A 19,081-nucleotide genomic window follows, 5' to 3' on the forward strand; every position below is an offset into this window, starting at 1 on the left:
GGAAACCATGCCCAGACCCACTTCCGCAACGACCATTCAACGCCCCGACCTGGGGGTTCTGGCCTATGAGGCCATGTTGGACCCGGGGGATTTCATCGCCGATCAGATCTTCCCAATCTTCCCCACAGACCTGCAGACCGGGGATTATCCCATCATTCCGGTCGAGGCCTTCCTAAAGAACAAGGACACCCGCCGGGCGCCCCGGTCCACCTATGCCCGGGATGACTATGAATTCTCCACCGGCACCTTTGCCTGTAAGGATCATGGCCGGGAAGAGCCGCTGGATGATATTGAGGCCTCCATGTACCGGCGGTTCTTCGACGGCGAAGTGGTGGCGGTGGAGCGGGCCGTCTATAAAATGAAACTGGCACGGGAAGTCCGGGTGGCGGCGCAGGTCTTTAATGTGGCCAATCTTACCCTGACCTCGGCCGTCGCCGTGGCCTGGGATGTGGCGGCCACTTGCACCCCCAAGGCCAATGTGGATACGGCGATTACAGCCTTGCGGAACGCCCGGGGTATCTTGGCCAATGCCGTGGTGATGAACTGGGCGGTGGCCAGAAACGTCCTCCGCTCCAAAGAATTGAAGGAATACCTGCAATACACCAGTCCGCACCTGATCGAGACGGAGCAGGCGCAGCTCGACATGCTGGCCAAATACTTTGGGGTGAAGCGAGTCCTGGTGGCCAAGGCCATCTATGACACCGCCTTGAAGGCCAAGGCCGCCACCCTGGGCGATGTCTGGAGCCATGATTATGTCGGGGTAGTCCGTTTGGCTGAACAGGTCCAGGACCTACGGGAGCCCTGTCTGGGCCGGACCTTCCTATGGACCGGAGACAGCCCCGAGATGCTGGTGACGGAGGAATATCGGGAGGAAGATATTCGCTCCAATATCTACCGGGTGCGCAACAACATCGATGAACGCTTCGTGTTCACCGGCGCCGGCTATTTGCTGAGCGGCGTGACCACCTAAAGGCAACCTCATGGCCCGTGACCCTTTGCAGACCCTGGAGAAGTTAGAGCAAGCCGTCTCGCCGCGGGTGGGGAAGATCCTGTGGGATAACCTCACCCGGTTGCGGGACCATGTTAGGGCGACCTCCGGCCTGCAAAAGCGGTCCCATGGGTTGCCGTTGGTCCGCAAGCCCTTGCAGTTACAAGGCAATGTTTTGGAGGCCGCCCTGATTTCACCGCCCACCTGGGCCGGGGTCCATATCGGTCCGGCCGGGAGCAGTTCCACCATCACCGCCAAGGGCGGCGGGTTTCTCGCCATCCCCACTGATTTTGTCAAGACCTTCAGGGGGGCGCCGGCGGGACCAAAGCAGTACGGCGCCACGGTAATTTTCAACGGCATCATCTGGGGTAAGGCCGGTTGGGGCGGCGCCCGCACCGGCGGAGGCTTAAGGCAACGCCGGGCCGGGGGGGAGAAGTTCAAAAAGCAGGATCTGATTCCCCTGTTCATCCTGAAAAGCTCGGTGGTTATCAAAAAGCGGATTGATCCGTCACAGTCGATTGACTGGATCAAGCCGCAATTCCTGGCGGATCTGAAAAAGGCCTGCCTGATCGACAGATTATGAGCGAACCGGTTAAAACCACCTTGTTGAAGGCTATCGAAGCGGCCTTGGGGACCATCCCCGGGCTGCCGACGGTCCGCCGGGAATTTGATCTGCCGTTCGATCTGGACGCGGTTGATGCTGACGGAATTGAAATTATTGCCAAACCGGCCCTGTTCTTCTGGGAAGATCCGGAAGACCTGGAAGAAGACAACCTGATGGCCCGGAATACCCTGCACCTGTCGCTGACCACCTTTATTAAGCTACAGGGTGAGATCGGCGACGGACAGACCCCGGCCTTTCAAACCTTTGCGGATGAGGCCGACGCCCTGGCCGGCCAGATCCACCGGCTCCTGACCGACCCAGTCAACCTGGCCACCTGGCAGTCCCTGGGCCTTTTGGACCTGGAGCCCCAGGCCCAATCCAAGGCCCTGGCCAGCGAACTTTACGGCGAAATGGTCATAACCTATCGCCTTACTTATTGGCATCGCCTGGGCGATTCTACCAGTCTTAATTTGCAGTAAGGAGGTTTACCTATGCCCACCTATCCCGCTCCCGACGCGCGTAACTTTACCCGCCCCGGCGGCATTGCTCTCTACATCGATAAAGGCGCCGGCTACGTTCACCTGGGCAACATCGATATCAGCAAGATGTCGGTAGAGCCCAAGAATACCGAACTGGAGATCGAAACCCAGCTCTCCGGCGAGGCCCGTACCGCCATGATCCTCATCACCAAGCGCCAGGAGACCTACAAATTCCCCCTGCAAGAAATTGTGCCGGAGCATTTGCAGGCCTTTTTCTGTGGCGGCGCTCTCACCCAGGTCAATCCGGGTACGGCCGCTATCGTCGATCAGGCGCTCATCCTGGCCGGCGAACTGCCCGCCTCCCTGGGCCAGTATAATATTTCCAGTGTGACGGTGCGCCAGTTCCTGAATAAGGTCTTTGTTTATGACGGTGCGGCCTATACTGACCGCTCGGAAGAGGCCGATTCCCTGGCAGGAACCCCGTTCACCACCCTGGAGGATGCCGCCGACCTGCTTTATTTAGGCAAGGCGACGCCGTTCCAGGAAGTTTACTTCAACTTTGCGGTGGAAGGAGTCTATGGCGCCGTAGTCGTGAAATATTGGAACGGCAGCGCCTGGACCGCGGTCAGTAATTTGGCAGGGGCCGCCGCGGCTTTGGCCGCCGACGGCAAGATGAATTGGGACTTGCCGACCGATTGGGCCATCACTACGGTTAACGGCTATGCCGGTTATTTCCTGCAAATCAGTGCTACCACTCCCTGGACAACCCCGGCCACCATCAATTGCATCCGTCAGAATGCGGTGCGCAATGCCGATTATGTCATCGATCCCGGCCAAGTGGCGGGCGGACTGCTGGCCGGTCGGATCGGCCGTCTGGCGGCGGGCTTCCTGGCCGATGGTGAAGAGGTCAAGGTAAGCTACACCCATGCCACCTGGGGCGCCCTGACCTTTCCGGTGGGGACCGCCTCATTTTTGACCGCCGCGGCCCGCCTGGATCATCTGACCAACAAAGGCACCCAGTTCCGGCGGTACATCCCAAAATGCCACCTGAAGCCGGACGGCGCCATGAGCTTCGACTCCAAAAACCAGTTGCTGATCCCCATGGTCATCGAGGTCCTGGACGATTACGCCAACAATCCCACCCAGCCTTACGGCTATGTGGAAGTCCTGTAAAGGCGGCATATGAGCTCAACCAAGCACGCTCCTCCCATCGATGAAGTGAAGGTGCTCTTTCCGGAAGAACAGGTAGGGCCGTATACCCTACGGCCCTGGACTCTGATGCAGTTCGGGCAGGCCTGCGCCCTGCTGGTGGAGCTCTTGAAGGCGTTGGCGCCGGTGGGCCTCACCTTTGAGAATGCTGAGGTCTTTCTGGTCGAACGCTGGCCGGAGCTTCTACCGGTGGCCCTGCCGTATTTTCCGGCCCTGATCGGCCTGACTTTGCGCATGGAGCCGGATGAGGTGGCGGCGCTGGATGCCGGGACGCAGGCGGCCCTGGGGCTGCGCATCCTCCTGCAGAACAAGGATCAGTTAAAAAACTTCTTAACCCTGGCCGTGGGGAGTCTCGGGGCCGGGGCGAGCGCCGGCCCCTTGAATTAACCATTGCCCTGGCTGACCTGGTGGCCGCCGGGCACCAGTTGGCCGACTTGAAGGACGGCTATACCATCGCCCAGGTGGAGCTCTTTTCTCAGGCCCTGGCCGTCTGCCGGACGCAAGATAAGTTGGAACAGGCCGAGGCGGTGGCCTGGGGCATTATTGAGGCGTGGTTCCCCAAGGAGCATCTCTTGAGCCAATTGCGCCAGGCGCTCCTGAACCCCGGGGCGGAGCGGCCGGAAGCCCCGGCGGAGTTGAAACCCGAAATCATGGCCTCTCTTTATGGCGGCCTGCCCTTAGCGGAGTAAGTGATGGCGATCGATCTCGGCAGCCTGGTAGCCAAACTGGTCTGCGATGTCACCGACCTAAAAAAGGGCCTCCTGGAAGGCAAGGCGGACCTGGCCGGCTTTCGCCAGTTAGCGGAGGAGGCGGGCAAAAAGGTTAAAGATGTCTTGGCCTTTGCCGGGATCTCCCTGGGGATCTATGAAGTCCTCTCCAAGCTCAAGGAGTTCGGTCGCGAAGTTCTGGAGGTTGGCAGCAAGACCGAAGTGCTGCGCGCCTCTGCAAGAACTATCGGCAGCTATTACAGCCTGTCGGCCGCCGCCATCGATGTCTACATCGCCAAACTGAAAGAAAAGGGCGTTGAAGAGGAAAAGGCGCTCTACGCGGTCAACGCCTTCCTGAAATCCGGTCTCTCCATCGATTTCCTGCCGCAACTGGCCCAGGCTGCCAAGGATCTGGCCCCCGCCATGGCCATGCCCTTCAATGAGGCCTTCGAGAATATCGTCCAGGGCGTGGTCAAGGGCACCCCCAAGGCCTTGGCGGAGATGGTGCCCGGTATCAAGCAGGCCATCCAGGCCATGAGCAGTGAGACCAAGAAGCTCATGGACTCCACGATTTTGTCCGGCCCGGAAAAAGCCCAGGCCATGCTGGACTTGGTCCTGCAAGCCGCTCAAAAGGCCCAAGGGGTGGGGGACTCTGTCGCCGACAGTTACCTGGCCAAGATGGCCGCGTACAAGCGCAAGATCATCGAGGTCAAGGAAGCCCTCTTTGAATTCGTCAAGCCTATAGCAGTAGCTATTACCCAGGAGGAAATTAAGTCCTGGGATGATTTTTACGGGGCCATCGGCAAGAACAAGACAGCGCTCCGGGAGTTGGGAGAAGTGGTGGCCGTCCAGATCGGCCGCTGGGCTGACTTCCTACGGAAGATTATTGTATTTGCCGCGGCTCATAAAGATTTACTCCTCATCCTCTTAGAAATTAAAGGAGTTCTTAAGGTCTTGAGTTGGGTCGCCATTGCCGAGGGGGCGGCAACGGCGGCGGTCGCCGTGGGTGGCCTGACTGGGAAGTTGGCGGTGCTGCGCTTGGCCCTGGCTGGCCCCTGGGGCCTGGTGATCGCGATTACTCTGGTTGGCGCGTATGAAGCCTACAAACAAATAGGGAATATCCAGGCCCGAACCCGGCAAGTGGGAAAAGACATAGAGGATGCCAATTTAAAAGACGCGGCATTTAAAAAAATGCAGGCCGGAGAGCAGCTTTCTGAGCGGGAACTGAAGGCCATTGCCACGCCACAACAAAGGGCCGCGGTGGCCACCGCGCCTAAAATTACCGAAGAAGAAGCCAAAGCGAAAGCCGACCGCGCTGGAGCTCAAGGAAAAAAAGAAGGCGATCTCGGAGCCGGGGCAGCCAAGAAAGGCAAAACGGAAAAGATCGACAGCCTCTTAGCGCCCACCCTGGCCATGTATAAGGCTAAGCGGGAGGCCGATCTCCAGGACGCCCAAAATTCCCTCGATCTCCTGAAGAGCACCAACGAGAAGAAAAAAACCGAATTGGAGCGGGCCCTGGCCGCCCAGGAGATCGACGGCCGGACCTATTATCTGCGCCTCCAGGAATTGCAACAACAGGAAACCACCGCCACTCTGGCCATGATCGCCCAAAAACGCCAGGCTGAACAGAAATCTTATCAGGATTCACTTACGGAACTGGCCGCGGATCCGAAGTTAAGCGATGAGGCCAAGGAAATCGCCCGGCAGAAACTGGCCGCCGAAAACAAAAAAGCCCTGTCCGTGTTGGATGTTGATGCAGTCAAGGCCCGGCTGGATGGTGAAAAGAAAGTCACCGATGAGTTGAAACGCCAGCTTGAGGTCAAGAAACAGTATCAGCAAAAAACCGAGGACCTGAACCTGGAAACCTCGCAACTGCTCGGGGCGATTACCGAGCAGGAGGCCAAGCTGCAGCGGCTCACCCTGGATTGGCAGCGCACCAAAGAGGAGGCCATTAAGGCCGGGGGTTACACGCCGGAATACGCCACGGCCCTGGACGCCAACTATCAGGCCAAGCAGCTCGATGTCAAATACGGCGACCAGCTCCGGAACGTCGGCAGCGAGTTTTCCTCCGGGGTGACCAATATCATCAACGATGTCCGAAAAGGGACTGTGGATATTAGCAACAGCCTGGTGGAGATGTTCAATGGCATTATGATGGCCACCCTGAAACCTGGATTTGACGCCCTGGGGACGGCCCTGACCAGCGCGGTTAAGTGGCTGCTGAACAGCCTGAGTTCGTCTCTGGGCGGCGGGAGTCTTTTTGGCGGTAGTGGAGGCGGCGGCGGAAACGAATTCAGCGGCTACGGGGTTGCTGGCGCCGATGCTCATGGCAACGCCTATTATCACGGCGTCCGCCAAGCCTTTAGGTCTGGCGGCATTGTCACCCGGCCCACGCTCTTTCCCATGGCCACCGGGACCGGCTTAATGGGAGAAGCCGGGCCGGAAGGCATCCTGCCCTTAGAGAGAATAGGTGGTGATTTGGGAGTTAAAGCCCTCTTTCCCAAATCCGGCCCGGCGCAGGTGAACATCATCAACAAGACCGGCACCGAGGCTACCGGCACGGCGCAGCAAAACGATGATGGGAGTATTGATGTCTTCCTGGAAAAAAAGGTGTTGGGCTTTGCTTCCCGGGGCCCCGTAAACCAACTGATCAAGATGATCGTCAAACAAGGATAACTCGATGCCAGCCTGGCCGTCAACACTCCCCCAGTATCCCAACAATGGGGAATATGAAGAGACCCCGCCGCACATCCTGATCCAGGATGAAGTTTCGGAGGGTCCGGCCAATGCCCGGCGCAAGCTCGGGGCGCGCAAGCTGTCCCTGCCCTATCGGTTCACGGCCGCACAGACCGACATTTTCGATGCCTGGCTGGATAGCGATGTAGCCGGAGGGTCATTGCCATATGATTGGACCTGGCCGCCGCCGCCCCGCACCACCTTGAGCGTTTCCGCCCGGATCACGGCGATTCCGAAGTATAAGCATGTCGGCGGCGGGGCGCACGATGTGACCCTGGAGGTGATCATCCTGCCATGACCGATTACACCGAGGCCTTCCGGCAGGTCGTCAATGCCCAGCAGACCGGGGAACTGATTCATATGCTGGTGAGCGTCGACCACCCCGATCTCCCGGCGACGCTGCGCCTGAATAATTCGGTGCGGAACGTCGAGAGCCGGTCCATGGTCTTTCTGGCCAGCTTCGTGGAGGTAACCATCATCGACCAGGACCCCGCCCGATCCCCTCAGGCGCAGCTTGCGTTCAGCAATATCCGGCGGGAGATGGTGGTGGGCCTCCAGAGCACCCCGGTACCGTGCCTGGTGACCATAGAGGTCGTCAGAGGCAGCGCTCCGGATATCATGGAAAGGGTCATCAGTAACCTGGAGATGCGCAACGTGGAGGGCGATGAGATGGTCTTGCAGGGGGATTTGACCCCCAAGCGGCTGCGGCCCCGGAAGGCCGTGGATTATAGTTTCACCCCGACTACGGCGCCGGGGTTGTATTCGTAGGGGAGGCGCATTGTTTGACAAGTTCCCAAAACTGTTCTTTTCCGCCGAGCAAGGAAGGTGTCCGATATTCTACCTTAGAATGACCATTATCAAGGGGGGCGATAGTTAGCTCTCCCCTTAATTGGGAGACTGTTAAGAAAAGCCCGCCTGTAAAGGTTAAAAGAATTTTATAAGTACCATCTATTTCGGTCAACTTCGGCGGGTCCCAATAACGATTCCAGGAATCAAGAGAAGCAGCCTGGGCTTTATAGACAATACAATTTGCAAGTTTTTTTGGGGGCTGGGTAGAGACCAAACTGTAGGTTGGCTCAGAGTGGCGAACATCAGATAAATTAGCACATCCTGATATTACCAAAATAATAACCATAACAATGGGAAATAAAGGCTTCATGGCAGACCTCCTGGTCCTTAAATATAGGTAGCCAGCCAAAATATCAAGGCTAAAAAATGAATTTGCTTGACTTCATCCGCAAAGCTACTGAACCAACAGGGGTCCCCTTCAAGGACTTGGGCCGGGACTGGTCCGGCTGGAATTGCTGGGGGCTGATCGGCGTGGCTTACCGGGAATTAAAGGACCTGGAATTGCCGGACTTTAATCGCCTCGCCGCTTTGCAATACCGGGAGGCTGAACCGGAGTTCGCCGCGTTCCGGGAGAGTTTCAGGAAGGTCAGCCCTGGCCGGGCAGAACCGGTCGATATTATTTTGTTCCGGGGGGAGCCCTGCCATGTAGGGCTGGTGGTTAAAAAGGGGTTGATGCTGCACGTGGAAAAGGGCATAGCCACCTGCGTTGAGCCTTATGACGCTGGCGTTTGGCCGCATCGGCTTCTGGGGGTCTACCGTCATGCCGGCTAATCTGCCCGTGCCCCTCGAATATTCCCCGGCGCCGCTCCCCGTGCTTTCCAAGGACATCAGGGTGGTAGCCTGCCCGCACCCCTTCAGCGAACGAATCGTGGAGCTCTGGCTGCACCCCGGCATGTCCTTGACGGAAATCCTGGCGAAGGTGCAGCCCGAGGCCCTGTGGCGCCGCCGGGCCTATGTCTGGGTCGATGATGAGCCGGTGCTCCCGGAGGCCTGGGACACCACCTATCCGGCTTGGGGGGCGGAGATCGCCGTCAAGATGGCCCCGGAAGGGGGCGGGGTCGGCCGGATTATCGGGACGGTCCTGGTTGCCATTGCGGTAATAGCGGTTTCTGTTCTTACATATGGAGCATTGACCGGCCCGGCAATAGGGATGAGCAGCATGTGGGCCGGTGCTCTTAGTGGTCTTGCTGGTATGACCGTCGGCATCGTCGGTAACCTGGCCATGAACGCCATGTTCCCGGTCACCGCCAACCCGTCCCGCCAGGCGGCCCTCATGGGCGTGACCGGCATGACCTCGGCCTACGGTTCTTCCGTGTCCAGTTCGCCCACTTATTCTTTGAACGGCGGCAGCAACCAGGCCAACAAGTACGGTCCTTACCCGAAAATCTTCGGTATCCATAAACACTTTCCGCTTTACGGGGCCGAGACCTACACGGAAGTCCTGGGCGAAGATCAGTACCTGCATCTTTATTTCGTCTGGTGTATCTCACGGACAGGGACTCCCGGCGTCCGTATCCAGGACCTCAAGATCGGCGAGACGGCCCAGGGACAATATGAGGGGCTGGAAGTAGAACACCGCAACCTGGAATTGGTCCTCCATGGCCAAACCATCGCCATTGACGTCATCGCCAGGACCTTAACCCGAACCTCCGGCTCCTGGCTCTCAGAAGGTATTAAGGCGGGGTTGACTGTAACCCTAAGCGGATGTACCACGCCAGCCAACAATACCGGCTACCTGCTAACCAACGTCACCGCCTTGGTCCTCACCTGGTCTACCAGCACGGCCACCACTACGGAGGCCGGGAACGGGGCGCAGACGGCCAGTGTTGTTTTTGGCGATGAGGCTTTGACCCTCTATACGAATCGTATCCATGAGGGTGAGACGGTCCAGCAAATCCTCCTGGAGCAGGGCGAGCCGGTAGTGCGCACCTCCCAGGCGGGACCCCGGGCGCTCTCGGTCGATATCAGCCTCCCCAGCCTGTTTGCCAACGACCCGGTTTCCGGATCCCGGTACAGCAAGACGGTCACGATCAAAATCGAATACTGCGAAACCGGCAGCGGCGCCTGGCAGACCGCCACTACTCTCATAATCACCGCGGCCAGCAATACGGCGGTGCGCCGGGGTCACCGCTGGGAGGTCAATGCGGGCGCAGATCCCGATGTCCGCTATGACGTGCGGGTTACCAGGTTAGAACCCGGGGCGGATGACACTTTATCCAGTTCAATTTCCTATTGGACGGCCCTGCGCAGTATCTGGAACACCAACCCCTTTACACCGGAAGTGCCCTGCGCCATTACTGTCATGCGCATCAAGGCCAGTAATGAACTGAGCGGCACGGTGGACCGGTTCTCCGGGATCTGTTCCGGCATTGAGCCGGACTGGGACACTGAAACCGAAACCTGGATCACCCGCATTACCCAGAACCCGGCGAGCCATCTCCGGGAGATGTGCCAGGGTCCCCAGAACATGGACCCCTATGCGGATGATGAAATTCACCTGCAGCAGTTGCAGTACTTCCATGAGTATTGTGTCGCCCAGGGCTGGAAATATAACAAGATCATCGATTACGAGGTTGATTGGGATGAGATCTGGGCGGAGATCGCCGCCGCCGGCCGGGCCGCAATAGATTGGCTCGATTCCATGCGGAGCGTCATTATTGATGAGCCCCAGGAATTCACCATCGGCCCCGCGTTCACGCCCCGGAACAGCAAAAACTATTCTTTCCAGATCAGCTACCCGGATGTGGTTCATTGCTGGCGGTGCGCCTTTAAGAATGAATTGAACGATTGGGCTGACGATGAGCGCCTGGTACTCCTGGACGGCTATGCCCTATTGGATGCCAATGGTGATAAGGTGGATGCCTGGGGCGACCCGGCTCCCGCCCTGCCCCTGGCCACGATTTTTGTTTCCCTGCCGATTCTGGGAGTGACCCACCCGGATTTGATCTTTAAACACGCCCGCTTCCACGGCGCCCAACTGCAATTACGTTTTATCACCCACCAGTTCGACGCGCACCTGGACCAACTGGTGGCCAGACGGGGCAAGCGGTTTAAATTCTCCCAGGACGTGATTCTGGCCGGGTCAAGCTGGGGCCGGGTGAAGGCTTTGGTTATGGAGGTCATCGGGTATGAGCCGAACAAATACGGCAACGGTCTCAAATTCGGTTCGACCAAATATGGTTGGGACCCATCTCAACCGATTTACAGCGGCAATCTGGCGGGGGTGATCCTGGATGCGCCCTGTCCCATGGCGGAGGGAACGGAATACGCCATCCGGTTCCGCCTGGGAAACAATGTCAGCGTGCTGTGCAATGTCGTCACGGCCCCCGGGAATCTGAAAGAACTGACTTTTGTTGACCCTCTGCCGCCCTATGATCCCGGGCCGCCACCGGTGAATTATTGGCCCGCGGTGGGTGACCTCTTTATGTTCGGCGAACGCGGCAAAGAGGCCGTCGATTTACTGCTCCACTCCATCCGGCCCAATAATAACCTGGGGGCCAAGATTACCGCAGTGCCCTACGATGAGGCGATTTATCTGGCCGACCAGGGCGTGGTGCCAACCCATGTACCCCTGGTAACCATCCCGCAGGAATGGTGGACGCCGCTGATCGCCTGGGTGCGCTCGGACGGTTCGGTCCTTTGGCGGGACAATGACGGCTCCTGGCGGAGCCGTATCCTGATCTCCCTGCGTACTCCTGGCGCCTTGAATGTCAATATTGCCGGCGTCGAGGCCCAATACTGGCCCACGGATAGCAACACCACACCCACAACACTACCGGTAGTTCCTTTGTATGACTGGGAAGTCTCCCTCATGCCCGTGGAGGACGGCGTCTCCTACGACTTCCGCCTGCGCTACGTCAAAAAGGATGGCTCCCGGGGTCCCTGGACGTCGACACAGACGCATGTGGTGGAGGGGAAGACGGCGGACCCCTCGGATGTGACCGGGTTCATGGTCATGCAGGCGCAGAGCCTGATAACGGCTCGTTGGGTCGATATTCCCGATAGAGATCGGGCCGGGTATGAAGTCCGTTACGGTGGGGTCGGGATCACCTGGGCGGCCGCGGCTCTGGTCAACGGCGAGTACAAGGGCACCACGTTCACCACGACCGACATCCCCCCGGGCACCTGGGACGTGCTGATCAAAGCCAAGGACACCAGCGGGAATTATTCCGCAACCGAGACCCGCAAGACCCTTGTGGTCTATCAGTTCTACACAATCTTAAGCGAGATTGAGCAAGCCCCCCTCTGGGCCGGCACGCTGGTTAACTGCCGCCGCAACCCCCAGACCGGCAATATCAACCCCTCCATGCAGGCGGCCACCATCGACGATTATTTCGACGTGCTGTTTAGCTACTGCCATAACCCCTATACGGAATACAGCTATGAAACGCCGGCGGTTGATCTGGGGGAAGACAAGACGGTCCGGCTCTGGGCTCGGGTACAGAGCAATCTGGCCCCGGGGGAAACCGGCAGCGTGCCCCCGCAATTATCGGTGGATTATAAATTGGACGGCGGCGCCTATGACGGCTTCGAGGACTGGTCTATCGGCTACCTGCAGGCCCGATACGTCAAGACCAAAATCACCCACCAGGCGGCGGACGGTCTGCGCCGCATTACCGGGTTTCAACCGGTATTGGATCAGGCGGCATAATGAAAACTCCTGGGGAAGATTTAATCAAATTGGAAAAGCGCCTGATGGCGGTTGAAATGTTTCTGGGGATAGACCCGGCTACACAAGACCTTATTCATCAAAAGGCTTTTAGGCAGGCGGTGAAGAGCAAAGAGGACCATGCGGCCCAGGACAGGCTGCGGGACGAACTGCATAAATACGTCTATAGCTGCTATGACCAGGGGAGCCAGGCAAGCTTGACAGCCATAGTGCTGGCCCCAGTCGCAATTATCCTTAATCCTGAATCCACTGAAGCAGAAAGGACCGCGGCCGGAATGCAATTAGCCCAACTGGTCAGAGTGGTTATGCCCGCCTGGAATTGGGTACTGCAAAAAGTCTTGGTGCACTATGTTGAGGTTTCGGACCAGATTACCGCGAATGGCGGCATTTACATCGAGCCGAACTTTAGTCAGTTTAACGACAGCGATCCTGAGGCCTCCTTGCGGTTGCTGGTGAAAGGAGCATAACCATGGCAGGAACCCCAGTACAACCAAACCTTGAAACCATGGGGGCAGATCCTCTGGCCTATAAGCAGGCCATTGAGGGGTCGATCATGGCCGCGGCCCGTATCGCCTGGGGGTTCGCCCCGCATGAACAGGGCACCCCCAACATGACCGTCAGGGTGGAGCCGGGGCCGGTTTGGATGGGTGGGGTTTTGACCGAGAAGGCGGCACAGAATTCCGCCACGATCACCGCCCCTGCCACCAACCCCCAGATTTACCGGGTGGTCAAGGACGTGCTGACTGGCGTTATCTCGGTTGTCGCTGGCGAGGAGGCTGCCGCCCCGGTGGCCCCCGGCATACCTGTCGGCAAGGAGCCGGTCTGCCGGGTGCTTTTACAGGCCTCCACCACGGCTATCACCAATGACCTGATCACGGATGAGCGGATATTGGGTGGAAGTATTGAGCCCTTCAAGGTCAATAGTATTTATACGAATCTGGGTACAGACCCGGCTACCGAGTTGGGCTACGGCACGTGGACCCCGATATTGGCCCCCGCAATAACCTATCCCCTGGCGCACAGCCCTGATTACGTAAAATCGACCGGGGCTGAGACGGGGGGTTACTACCCGGATAATTGCACCGACCCGGCCTTGGCACTAACCGGGCCAGCCGAAAATAATCAATGGCAGACCGCCGGGGCGGTCACCAACCAACGGCTCCACATAGCCTTACCCGATCCCAGGCTGATCTATGGACTGACCTATGAGAACGGACATGAGGCAGGAACGTATACGGATAGAGGGGCTAAAAACTTTACCCTTTGGGGGTCTAGCGATTATAGCGCCTTTATTGATCTGACTTATGCGGTTGACACCAACTGGACGCAATTAACCACTGATGTTTCCCAATTTGTCCAGCACGTTAGTAGCAATATAGCCGATCCTCACGATGTAATAGTTACACCAACGGTATCGTATAAGTATATTGCCATAAAGATCGCCGACAACTGGGGAAGTGGGACCACTTTAGGGCTGCGCCGGGTCTCATTAATCACTGGACATTATCAATGGTTAAGGACGGCGTAGAAAAAAAGTTGCATATCAACCCTTAAGGAGAGAGGTAAAACATGGCCTTCCCTGCCACTTTAACCAACGCCCAAGACGGCATAACCGATGTAATGGCCGCCCACCTCAATGCCCTGGAAGCCAAGGTAGGCATAGACGGCTCCCTGGTCACTACCAGTCTTGATTACCTCGTGAAGAATCCCGCCAGCGACAATCCTGGTCACGTCCATAGTATTTATGCGCCTGTGGCCCAAACCATGTATATCGGGACCACCGCCGTACCCATTAACCGGGGGACCGGGGCGCTGGCTTTGGCCGGTATTACCGGGATAACCCCCGGAGCAAATTTCGCCCTGACCCAAAACTCAGTGGTCCCGCTCACCAGTGTTGAGGCGGGGGCAGTAGTCAATACACTCGTTTTAAAAGAGGGTAAGGTCGGCATCGGCACGGCGACCCCTCCGGTTCAATTGTGCGTCTATGGCGGGGCTACCGAAAAACAAATCCAGATTAAAAGAAGCGACGCAAGCACACTCTGGAACATCGGCATCAATGCCGCCGGTGCCCTGTTTGGCTTGAGCATTCTTAATGGCGACACATTGCTACAGAAAATTGATACTGCGGGTAATGTTCTGTTTGGCGGGATAACCAGCGCAGGCACTTCGGCAGCCAAAACATTAGGGGTAGGATCGGGCACTGCTCCTTCTACATTCCCGGCTGATATGGCCCAGATGTGCGTGAAGGACCAAGCAGCGGGCAACGCCTGTTTTCATTTTTATACCGAACTGGGGCAAATCATCCGACTCTATCAACAAGCGCATATCGCTGACCTGAAAGCGGATTATACGGCGGGCGATCTGGACACTGAAGCAGAAATGATAACTGCCCTAAATACAGCTAATGCGGCATTCAATAGCTTGCTGGTGCGCCTGGAAAACTTAGGCTTCAACGCAACTTCGTAAAGGAGGGTTAGTATGGCCTTACAAATACCATTTGAGGATAAATGTGGGGTAGTCCACGAAGCGGCCTATTTTCGGATTCGCCGGGCGATTGTGGAAAATTTTCCGACAGATGTGTCTCCGATGTTCACCGCCGAGGTGGAAGTCTATCATAGTTTGGAAACCCGCCAAGCCCGCAAAGCGCCAATAGATACTATTATTTTTCAACTGGCGGAAGAAAACAACCCGGCCATGCAATCAGGGCTGACCAGCGCCTATGATTTTCTCAAAATCCTACCTGATTTTGAAGGAGCGAAAGATGTCTGAGAAAGAAAATCCGGTAATAGATGCAACCCAAGCCAAGGCCCTGATTGAGCAGGAGAAACAAGAGCGGGTGAAACGCTGTGAGGCCAAGATTAACCAGGCCTTGCAGGATGAACGCTGCAAGCTTTCTGTGGCATTTATGATCTCAGAACATGGGAACACGCCCCAACTGAGTGTTTTTGCTCAGGATTAACCGGGCTGACAGGAAGTCGCCCCTTTACGCCATGGATGGCTTAACCTCTAACCCTTGGGGGGGATTATGAATGACGGCCCAGGAATACAATTCGATCTTACTTTCGCTGTTAGGAGTTGTCGCCGGTGTCGGGGCTGTCATTTTTTGGCGTATGATTACCCGGATGGAGAAGAAAATTGATGATTGGTTCAACCAACATCTCGAATGCCGGGAGCGCCAAAACCGAGAATTTGTCAAGGTCAAGGAATTTGAGACTTGGCAGAAAGGCCGCGAACCTCTGTGGCGGCGGTTGAATCGACATTCTCATCACCCCGAAAGCGGGCAGGTGATCATTACGGAGGAATGAAATGTCTTTTTACGACGACGTAATCAAAAACGACCCCCGGTTCAGGAGCGCCAAGCCGATATCTGACTTAGCCCTCCTTGAGCCTGTCACCAGGGCCGCGGTTCAAGCGATCATCGCCGATGCCGCGGAAATGGGCCATGAGATGATGGCCTTTGAAACTTACCGGAGCCGGGAGCTTCAAGGCATCTACTTTCGCCGGGGCGTGACCAAACTGCAAAAGGTTGGGGTCCATCATTACGGCCTGGCCGCCGATATTGTCAAGGTGGTTAACGGTGAACCATCCTGGGACGGCTCCTTTGACTTCCTGGGGCCGTTGGCCCAGAAGTATGGCATGATCTGGGGCGGTGACTGGGGTAAACCGGATGAACCGCATACCTTCCGGGATTATTGCCATGTCCAGAGGGTCCGAGTGGAAGATCAGGGGTCACTATTCCGGGAAGAATGGTATCCCGATAAGGGTTTTAACCCATGGGAAGATGAAAGGACGGTTGAAGCGGTGGAAGATGCCTTTAGGGCGGCAACCAAGTCTCAGATGTTTAAACCAGAAGAACTCGCCCTTGCCCGTCAATACCTCCCCGCCATCCAGGCCGCGGCGGACTCCTGCACCTGGCCTCCGGAGCTCGAGGCGATCATGCAACGGCAGCTCGGCCCCCGCTGGATGGACTGGGTGCTTTGTGGAATTGCCTCGAGGGAAAGCCGGTTTGGTTTGCTTCTGGACGATGAGGGCCTTGGAGACGGCGGCCATGGCCATGGCATCATGCAGGTGGACGACCGGAGCCATACGGCCTTTTGCGCCGGCGAGGGGTGGCAGGATCTGGCCGCCTCCCTCGAGTACGTGCATAAGAATGTGATCATCCCAGCCTTCAACTACTTGGGCGATTATTTCGATCTGTTTGAGGACTATGGGGCCCTGTTCCGTGGGGCCATTGCTGGGTACAACTGCGGCCCCGGCAACGTCCGTAAGGCCCTTGAGGCAGGGGCAGACGTGGACGCGAGGACAACTGGCCGGGATTATAGCCGGGACGTTCTGGCACGGGCTAAAGCCTTTAAGGAGGTGTTATCATGATTCCGCTTTTAGGTTTACTTCCTATTGTGGGCAATCTCGCCACGAACATTATGGACCGATTCTTCCCCAAGGAGATGGCTGAGGAAGAGAAAGCGGTCAAGCAGATGCAGCTTCAGGGCATCCTTTACCAACAGATGATGGAGCCCCTTGCTAAAGAGGTTGAGGATCTGGCAGACGCCCGGGCGAATGAACGGCAAGCCCTGAGCAGCGCCGGACCCTGGATGAATGGCCTCCGGGCCGGGGTCACAGTCTTTGGCGGGTATCTTGCCATCGGAATTTTTTCATGGAACCTGATCTCCCCTTATTTCGGGTTCAACCGGGTGATCCTAGGCACCGGTGATGAACTGCTCTTGGGCGGGATCATCGCCTTTTATTTCGGAAAACGCCTAACTGAAAAAATGAGCGGCGTGAGCGCGGTGGAGTAGGATATGGCCGACCCCCTTACCATCCCCAAGACCTCCATCCACATCCAGGTGGCCGATAATGGCTATTACGCCGAAGCAAACGGTGACGCGGTGAAGCTCTGTTCCCAAGTCTTTGACCAAAAGGCTGACCTGTTCCTGTGGCTGGCCAAAAACATCACCTTCCGGGGGAGCGTGGAGCGGTTGACCCTTAATCTCAAGGATGGGATGCAGGTGTTGCAGAGCGGTTAGAAGATTCGCCATGATGGCCAGGCGCACAAGGACGTGCTTTTCTATGGCTCATCTGCCCCATAATCCGGAAGTGACCATGGCCCGCATCATTGAGGTGCTGGCTGGCAAGATTAGTCTTGCTGATGCCCGGGCAATTCATACGATCCTCAATGAAGACGTGGAAGCACGTTTTCAGGACCTAACCGCCTGGCTGGATGTGGTTGCCCTCTATCTCCCGAGCCGGAGCCATAGCAAAATAACTCGCCTGGGCTTGAGTCGCTTCGTTTGGAAGCATAGAGGTTGGTTCCGGGTCAGGGATTTTGCTTATCACTTAGAGGTCCATGACAAAACCGCCTGGGAATATCTCAAAACTCTCCATGGCGTCGGCCTGGTGGCTCACAATGGCGAGCGGTCGAGCCGGGCGCGATATCGGATTGAGTTGCCGGGGGCGATTGATGGCTGATGAGGACAGGCTGGTGAGGCCCAGAGAGGCGGCGGTACGCCTGGGGAAGCCTAAGTCCACCATTTATGCCTGGCTACACTCCGGCAAACTTCCGGGGGTCCAGGTGAGCGAGCGCACGGTGAGGATCCGGGAAAGTGTGGTAAGGGAGATGGAGAATGTGCCAGAAAGCCCAAACCTGGCCAAATGAAAGCCGGTGCATGTTCGTGGACAGGTGGGGCATCTGCTGGAACGTGGCCTGCGACGCTACGTTCGGGGCGGTCTGTGTGGAGCCGGAGGCCCCTTCACCTCAATTTTTTCCAGAGCCAACTCAATCCCCCACGGGATAGTGCGGCCCTGCTCCCAGCCCTCCACCGTGCGCCGCGAGGTTTTTCGCCCCAGGGCAGTCAATGTCTGGGCCAAACCCTTTTGGGTCAGACCCAGGCGGAAACGGGCAGCTTTAAGTTCGTTAGGGGTCATGTTAGGCGATTTCTTCTACGTCATGATTCAGGATGTCGTCAATAATCTCCTCATCGGTCATGGTGCAGGTATTCCCGTTTTCATCCTCATATTCGTCCCAGGCGCTCATGCGGTATTGAGCAATCATCTCGGGCAGCGTAAAATTGCACTCCGTTCCAAACCTGGGGTCGTGGCTGATATAGCGTTTTGTCATTGTCCTGTCCTCCTGTCGTTTGATAATTAAGATATACGCTCTCATGCGTAGGTTGTCAAGAGGAAAATGCAGGAGGATGAAAGTTTTTTGGTGTCCGCGAAGTGTCCGCAAAATGCGCTCACAATTGGTTAATTATGGTTGATTTTGGTTAATCGCCGCCCCTTGACAAAATCGCCGAACCCCAGTATATTCAAGCCTGTCAACGTTTCGGGCCGTTAGCTCAATTGGTAGAGCAAGTGACTCTTAATCATTAGTGATCCCCTCCAGTGAGGGGATTTTTTATTGGGGGACTATGCGGGAGTCCTCATTTATTTACGTGGGGTTTTACGTGGGGTTTTATTCCAAGGCATGACTTTTTATGCCTATCCAGGCCATGCGGCCCTTATCAATAGTGCGTGTTTTAAAGGCTCTCAAGGCAGGGCTACCGCTCCCAAAGCAGGCGCGCTAACCAGGCTGCGCTACGTCCCGAAAGCCGTTTTCAATAATTTAGCTCTTTCCTCAGAATTTTGTAAGAGATTTTCCTGCCAACAAACTGGAAAGTCAGCTTTTCTTGAAATCCACCCACGTAGCAGCCTGATTTTTCAAGCTCTTTTTTTGCGTTAGCCAGTTCGAGCAGGGGAAATTCAGGGAATTCCTGAGAACAATATCAGGTGAGCACCGGATTGTTTAGGGTTTGCGGTCCGGTGATAATCCCGGTAAGCGTGAGAAAGTAGGGTAGGCTTATG

26 protein-coding genes are annotated in these 19,081 nt (G+C 56.8%); 23 read left to right on the top strand and 3 right to left on the bottom strand.

Going from position 1 to position 19,081, the window contains the following annotated elements:
- The first annotated feature begins 7 nt into the window (after nt 1–7).
- The 9 genes from WC600_17175 to WC600_17215 are packed head-to-tail and all read left to right on the top strand — an operon-like array spanning nt 8 to nt 7,491.
- Complete coding sequence (locus WC600_17175) at nt 8–970, top strand: hypothetical protein (protein MFA4904468.1); 963 nt, start codon at nt 8–10, stop codon at nt 968–970.
- A 10-nt stretch (nt 971–980) separates the two neighbouring features.
- Nucleotides 981–1,571: a hypothetical protein gene (locus tag WC600_17180; protein ID MFA4904469.1), complete on the top strand. Its 591-nt coding sequence runs from the start codon at nt 981–983 to the stop codon at nt 1,569–1,571.
- Entirely contained in the window at nt 1,568–2,071 is a 504-nt protein-coding gene (locus tag WC600_17185) for a hypothetical protein (protein ID MFA4904470.1), read from the top strand. The genes WC600_17180 and WC600_17185 overlap by 4 nt, the downstream gene beginning before the upstream one ends.
- 12 nt (nt 2,072–2,083) lie before the next feature.
- The gene (locus WC600_17190) at nt 2,084–3,244 is read left to right on the top strand and encodes a hypothetical protein (protein MFA4904471.1); all 1,161 of its coding nucleotides are present in this window, start codon (nt 2,084–2,086) and stop codon (nt 3,242–3,244) included.
- A 9-nt stretch (nt 3,245–3,253) separates the two neighbouring features.
- The gene (locus WC600_17195; GenBank protein ID MFA4904472.1) at nt 3,254–3,667 is read left to right on the top strand and encodes a hypothetical protein; all 414 of its coding nucleotides are present in this window, start codon (nt 3,254–3,256) and stop codon (nt 3,665–3,667) included.
- Between the two features lie 20 nt (nt 3,668–3,687).
- Nucleotides 3,688–3,969, top strand: coding sequence for a hypothetical protein (locus WC600_17200; protein MFA4904473.1), 282 nt, complete (start codon nt 3,688–3,690; stop codon nt 3,967–3,969).
- A gap of 3 nt (nt 3,970–3,972) precedes the next feature.
- On the top strand, nt 3,973–6,663 hold the full coding sequence (locus tag WC600_17205; protein ID MFA4904474.1) for a hypothetical protein: 2,691 nt from the start codon (nt 3,973–3,975) through the stop codon (nt 6,661–6,663).
- A gap of 4 nt (nt 6,664–6,667) precedes the next feature.
- On the top strand, nt 6,668–7,021 hold the full coding sequence (locus WC600_17210; GenBank protein ID MFA4904475.1) for a hypothetical protein: 354 nt from the start codon (nt 6,668–6,670) through the stop codon (nt 7,019–7,021).
- A complete protein-coding gene (locus WC600_17215) occupies nt 7,018–7,491 on the top strand; it encodes a hypothetical protein (protein MFA4904476.1) in 474 nt (157 codons plus the stop codon). The genes WC600_17210 and WC600_17215 overlap by 4 nt, the downstream gene beginning before the upstream one ends.
- On the opposite strand, the gene WC600_17220 is transcribed toward WC600_17215, so the two are convergent.
- Nucleotides 7,466–7,882 carry a hypothetical protein gene (locus WC600_17220; GenBank protein MFA4904477.1) on the bottom strand — a complete coding sequence of 139 codons (417 nt, stop codon included), beginning with the start codon at nt 7,880–7,882 and terminating at the stop codon, nt 7,466–7,468. The genes WC600_17215 and WC600_17220 overlap by 26 nt on opposite strands.
- 56 nt (nt 7,883–7,938) lie before the next feature.
- Here WC600_17220 and WC600_17225 point away from each other — a divergent pair, with 56 nt between their 5' ends.
- The 13 genes from WC600_17225 (at nt 7,939) to WC600_17285 (ending at nt 17,894) form a co-directional block, all read left to right on the top strand.
- Entirely contained in the window at nt 7,939–8,343 is a 405-nt protein-coding gene (locus WC600_17225; GenBank protein MFA4904478.1) for an NlpC/P60 family protein, read from the top strand.
- Nucleotides 8,288–12,223 carry a hypothetical protein gene (locus WC600_17230; GenBank protein ID MFA4904479.1) on the top strand — a complete coding sequence of 1,312 codons (3,936 nt, stop codon included), beginning with the start codon at nt 8,288–8,290 and terminating at the stop codon, nt 12,221–12,223. Before WC600_17225 ends, WC600_17230 begins: the two co-directional genes overlap by 56 nt.
- A complete protein-coding gene (locus WC600_17235) occupies nt 12,223–12,708 on the top strand; it encodes a hypothetical protein (protein ID MFA4904480.1) in 486 nt (161 codons plus the stop codon). The genes WC600_17230 and WC600_17235 overlap by 1 nt, the downstream gene beginning before the upstream one ends.
- A gap of 2 nt (nt 12,709–12,710) precedes the next feature.
- Nucleotides 12,711–13,769: a hypothetical protein gene (locus WC600_17240; protein MFA4904481.1), complete on the top strand. Its 1,059-nt coding sequence runs from the start codon at nt 12,711–12,713 to the stop codon at nt 13,767–13,769.
- Between the two features lie 41 nt (nt 13,770–13,810).
- Nucleotides 13,811–14,707 (top strand): hypothetical protein, encoded by an 897-nt coding sequence (locus WC600_17245; GenBank protein MFA4904482.1) that lies wholly within the window; start codon nt 13,811–13,813, stop codon nt 14,705–14,707.
- 12 nt (nt 14,708–14,719) lie between these two features.
- On the top strand, nt 14,720–15,010 hold the full coding sequence (locus WC600_17250; protein MFA4904483.1) for a hypothetical protein: 291 nt from the start codon (nt 14,720–14,722) through the stop codon (nt 15,008–15,010).
- Nucleotides 15,003–15,200 (top strand): hypothetical protein, encoded by a 198-nt coding sequence (locus tag WC600_17255; protein ID MFA4904484.1) that lies wholly within the window; start codon nt 15,003–15,005, stop codon nt 15,198–15,200. Before WC600_17250 ends, WC600_17255 begins: the two co-directional genes overlap by 8 nt.
- Before the next feature lie 70 nt (nt 15,201–15,270).
- Entirely contained in the window at nt 15,271–15,546 is a 276-nt protein-coding gene (locus WC600_17260) for a hypothetical protein (GenBank protein MFA4904485.1), read from the top strand.
- A 1-nt stretch (nt 15,547) separates the two neighbouring features.
- On the top strand, nt 15,548–16,612 hold the full coding sequence (locus WC600_17265) for a M15 family metallopeptidase (GenBank protein MFA4904486.1): 1,065 nt from the start codon (nt 15,548–15,550) through the stop codon (nt 16,610–16,612).
- The gene (locus WC600_17270; protein MFA4904487.1) at nt 16,609–17,037 is read left to right on the top strand and encodes a hypothetical protein; all 429 of its coding nucleotides are present in this window, start codon (nt 16,609–16,611) and stop codon (nt 17,035–17,037) included. Before WC600_17265 ends, WC600_17270 begins: the two co-directional genes overlap by 4 nt.
- A 3-nt stretch (nt 17,038–17,040) precedes the next feature.
- Entirely contained in the window at nt 17,041–17,265 is a 225-nt protein-coding gene (locus WC600_17275) for a hypothetical protein (protein MFA4904488.1), read from the top strand.
- 43 nt (nt 17,266–17,308) lie between these two features.
- A complete protein-coding gene (locus WC600_17280; GenBank protein ID MFA4904489.1) occupies nt 17,309–17,707 on the top strand; it encodes a hypothetical protein in 399 nt (132 codons plus the stop codon).
- Entirely contained in the window at nt 17,700–17,894 is a 195-nt protein-coding gene (locus WC600_17285; protein ID MFA4904490.1) for a helix-turn-helix domain-containing protein, read from the top strand. The genes WC600_17280 and WC600_17285 overlap by 8 nt, the downstream gene beginning before the upstream one ends.
- Before the next feature lie 56 nt (nt 17,895–17,950).
- Here WC600_17285 and WC600_17290 read toward each other — a convergent pair whose 3' ends face one another.
- Together WC600_17290 and WC600_17295 are read right to left on the bottom strand one after the other, a co-directional pair.
- Nucleotides 17,951–18,163: a hypothetical protein gene (locus WC600_17290; protein MFA4904491.1), complete on the bottom strand. Its 213-nt coding sequence runs from the start codon at nt 18,161–18,163 to the stop codon at nt 17,951–17,953.
- Between the two features lies 1 nt (nt 18,164).
- Nucleotides 18,165–18,356: a hypothetical protein gene (locus tag WC600_17295; protein ID MFA4904492.1), complete on the bottom strand. Its 192-nt coding sequence runs from the start codon at nt 18,354–18,356 to the stop codon at nt 18,165–18,167.
- Between the two features lie 282 nt (nt 18,357–18,638).
- On the opposite strand from WC600_17295, the gene WC600_17300 reads away from it, so the two are divergent.
- Nucleotides 18,639–18,959, top strand: coding sequence for a hypothetical protein (locus WC600_17300; protein MFA4904493.1), 321 nt, complete (start codon nt 18,639–18,641; stop codon nt 18,957–18,959).
- Nucleotides 18,960–19,081: the final 122 nt, after the last annotated feature.

The sequence above is a fragment of the Desulfobaccales bacterium genome (assembly GCA_041648175.1).
Lineage (GTDB): Bacteria > Desulfobacterota > Desulfobaccia > Desulfobaccales > 0-14-0-80-60-11 > 0-14-0-80-60-11.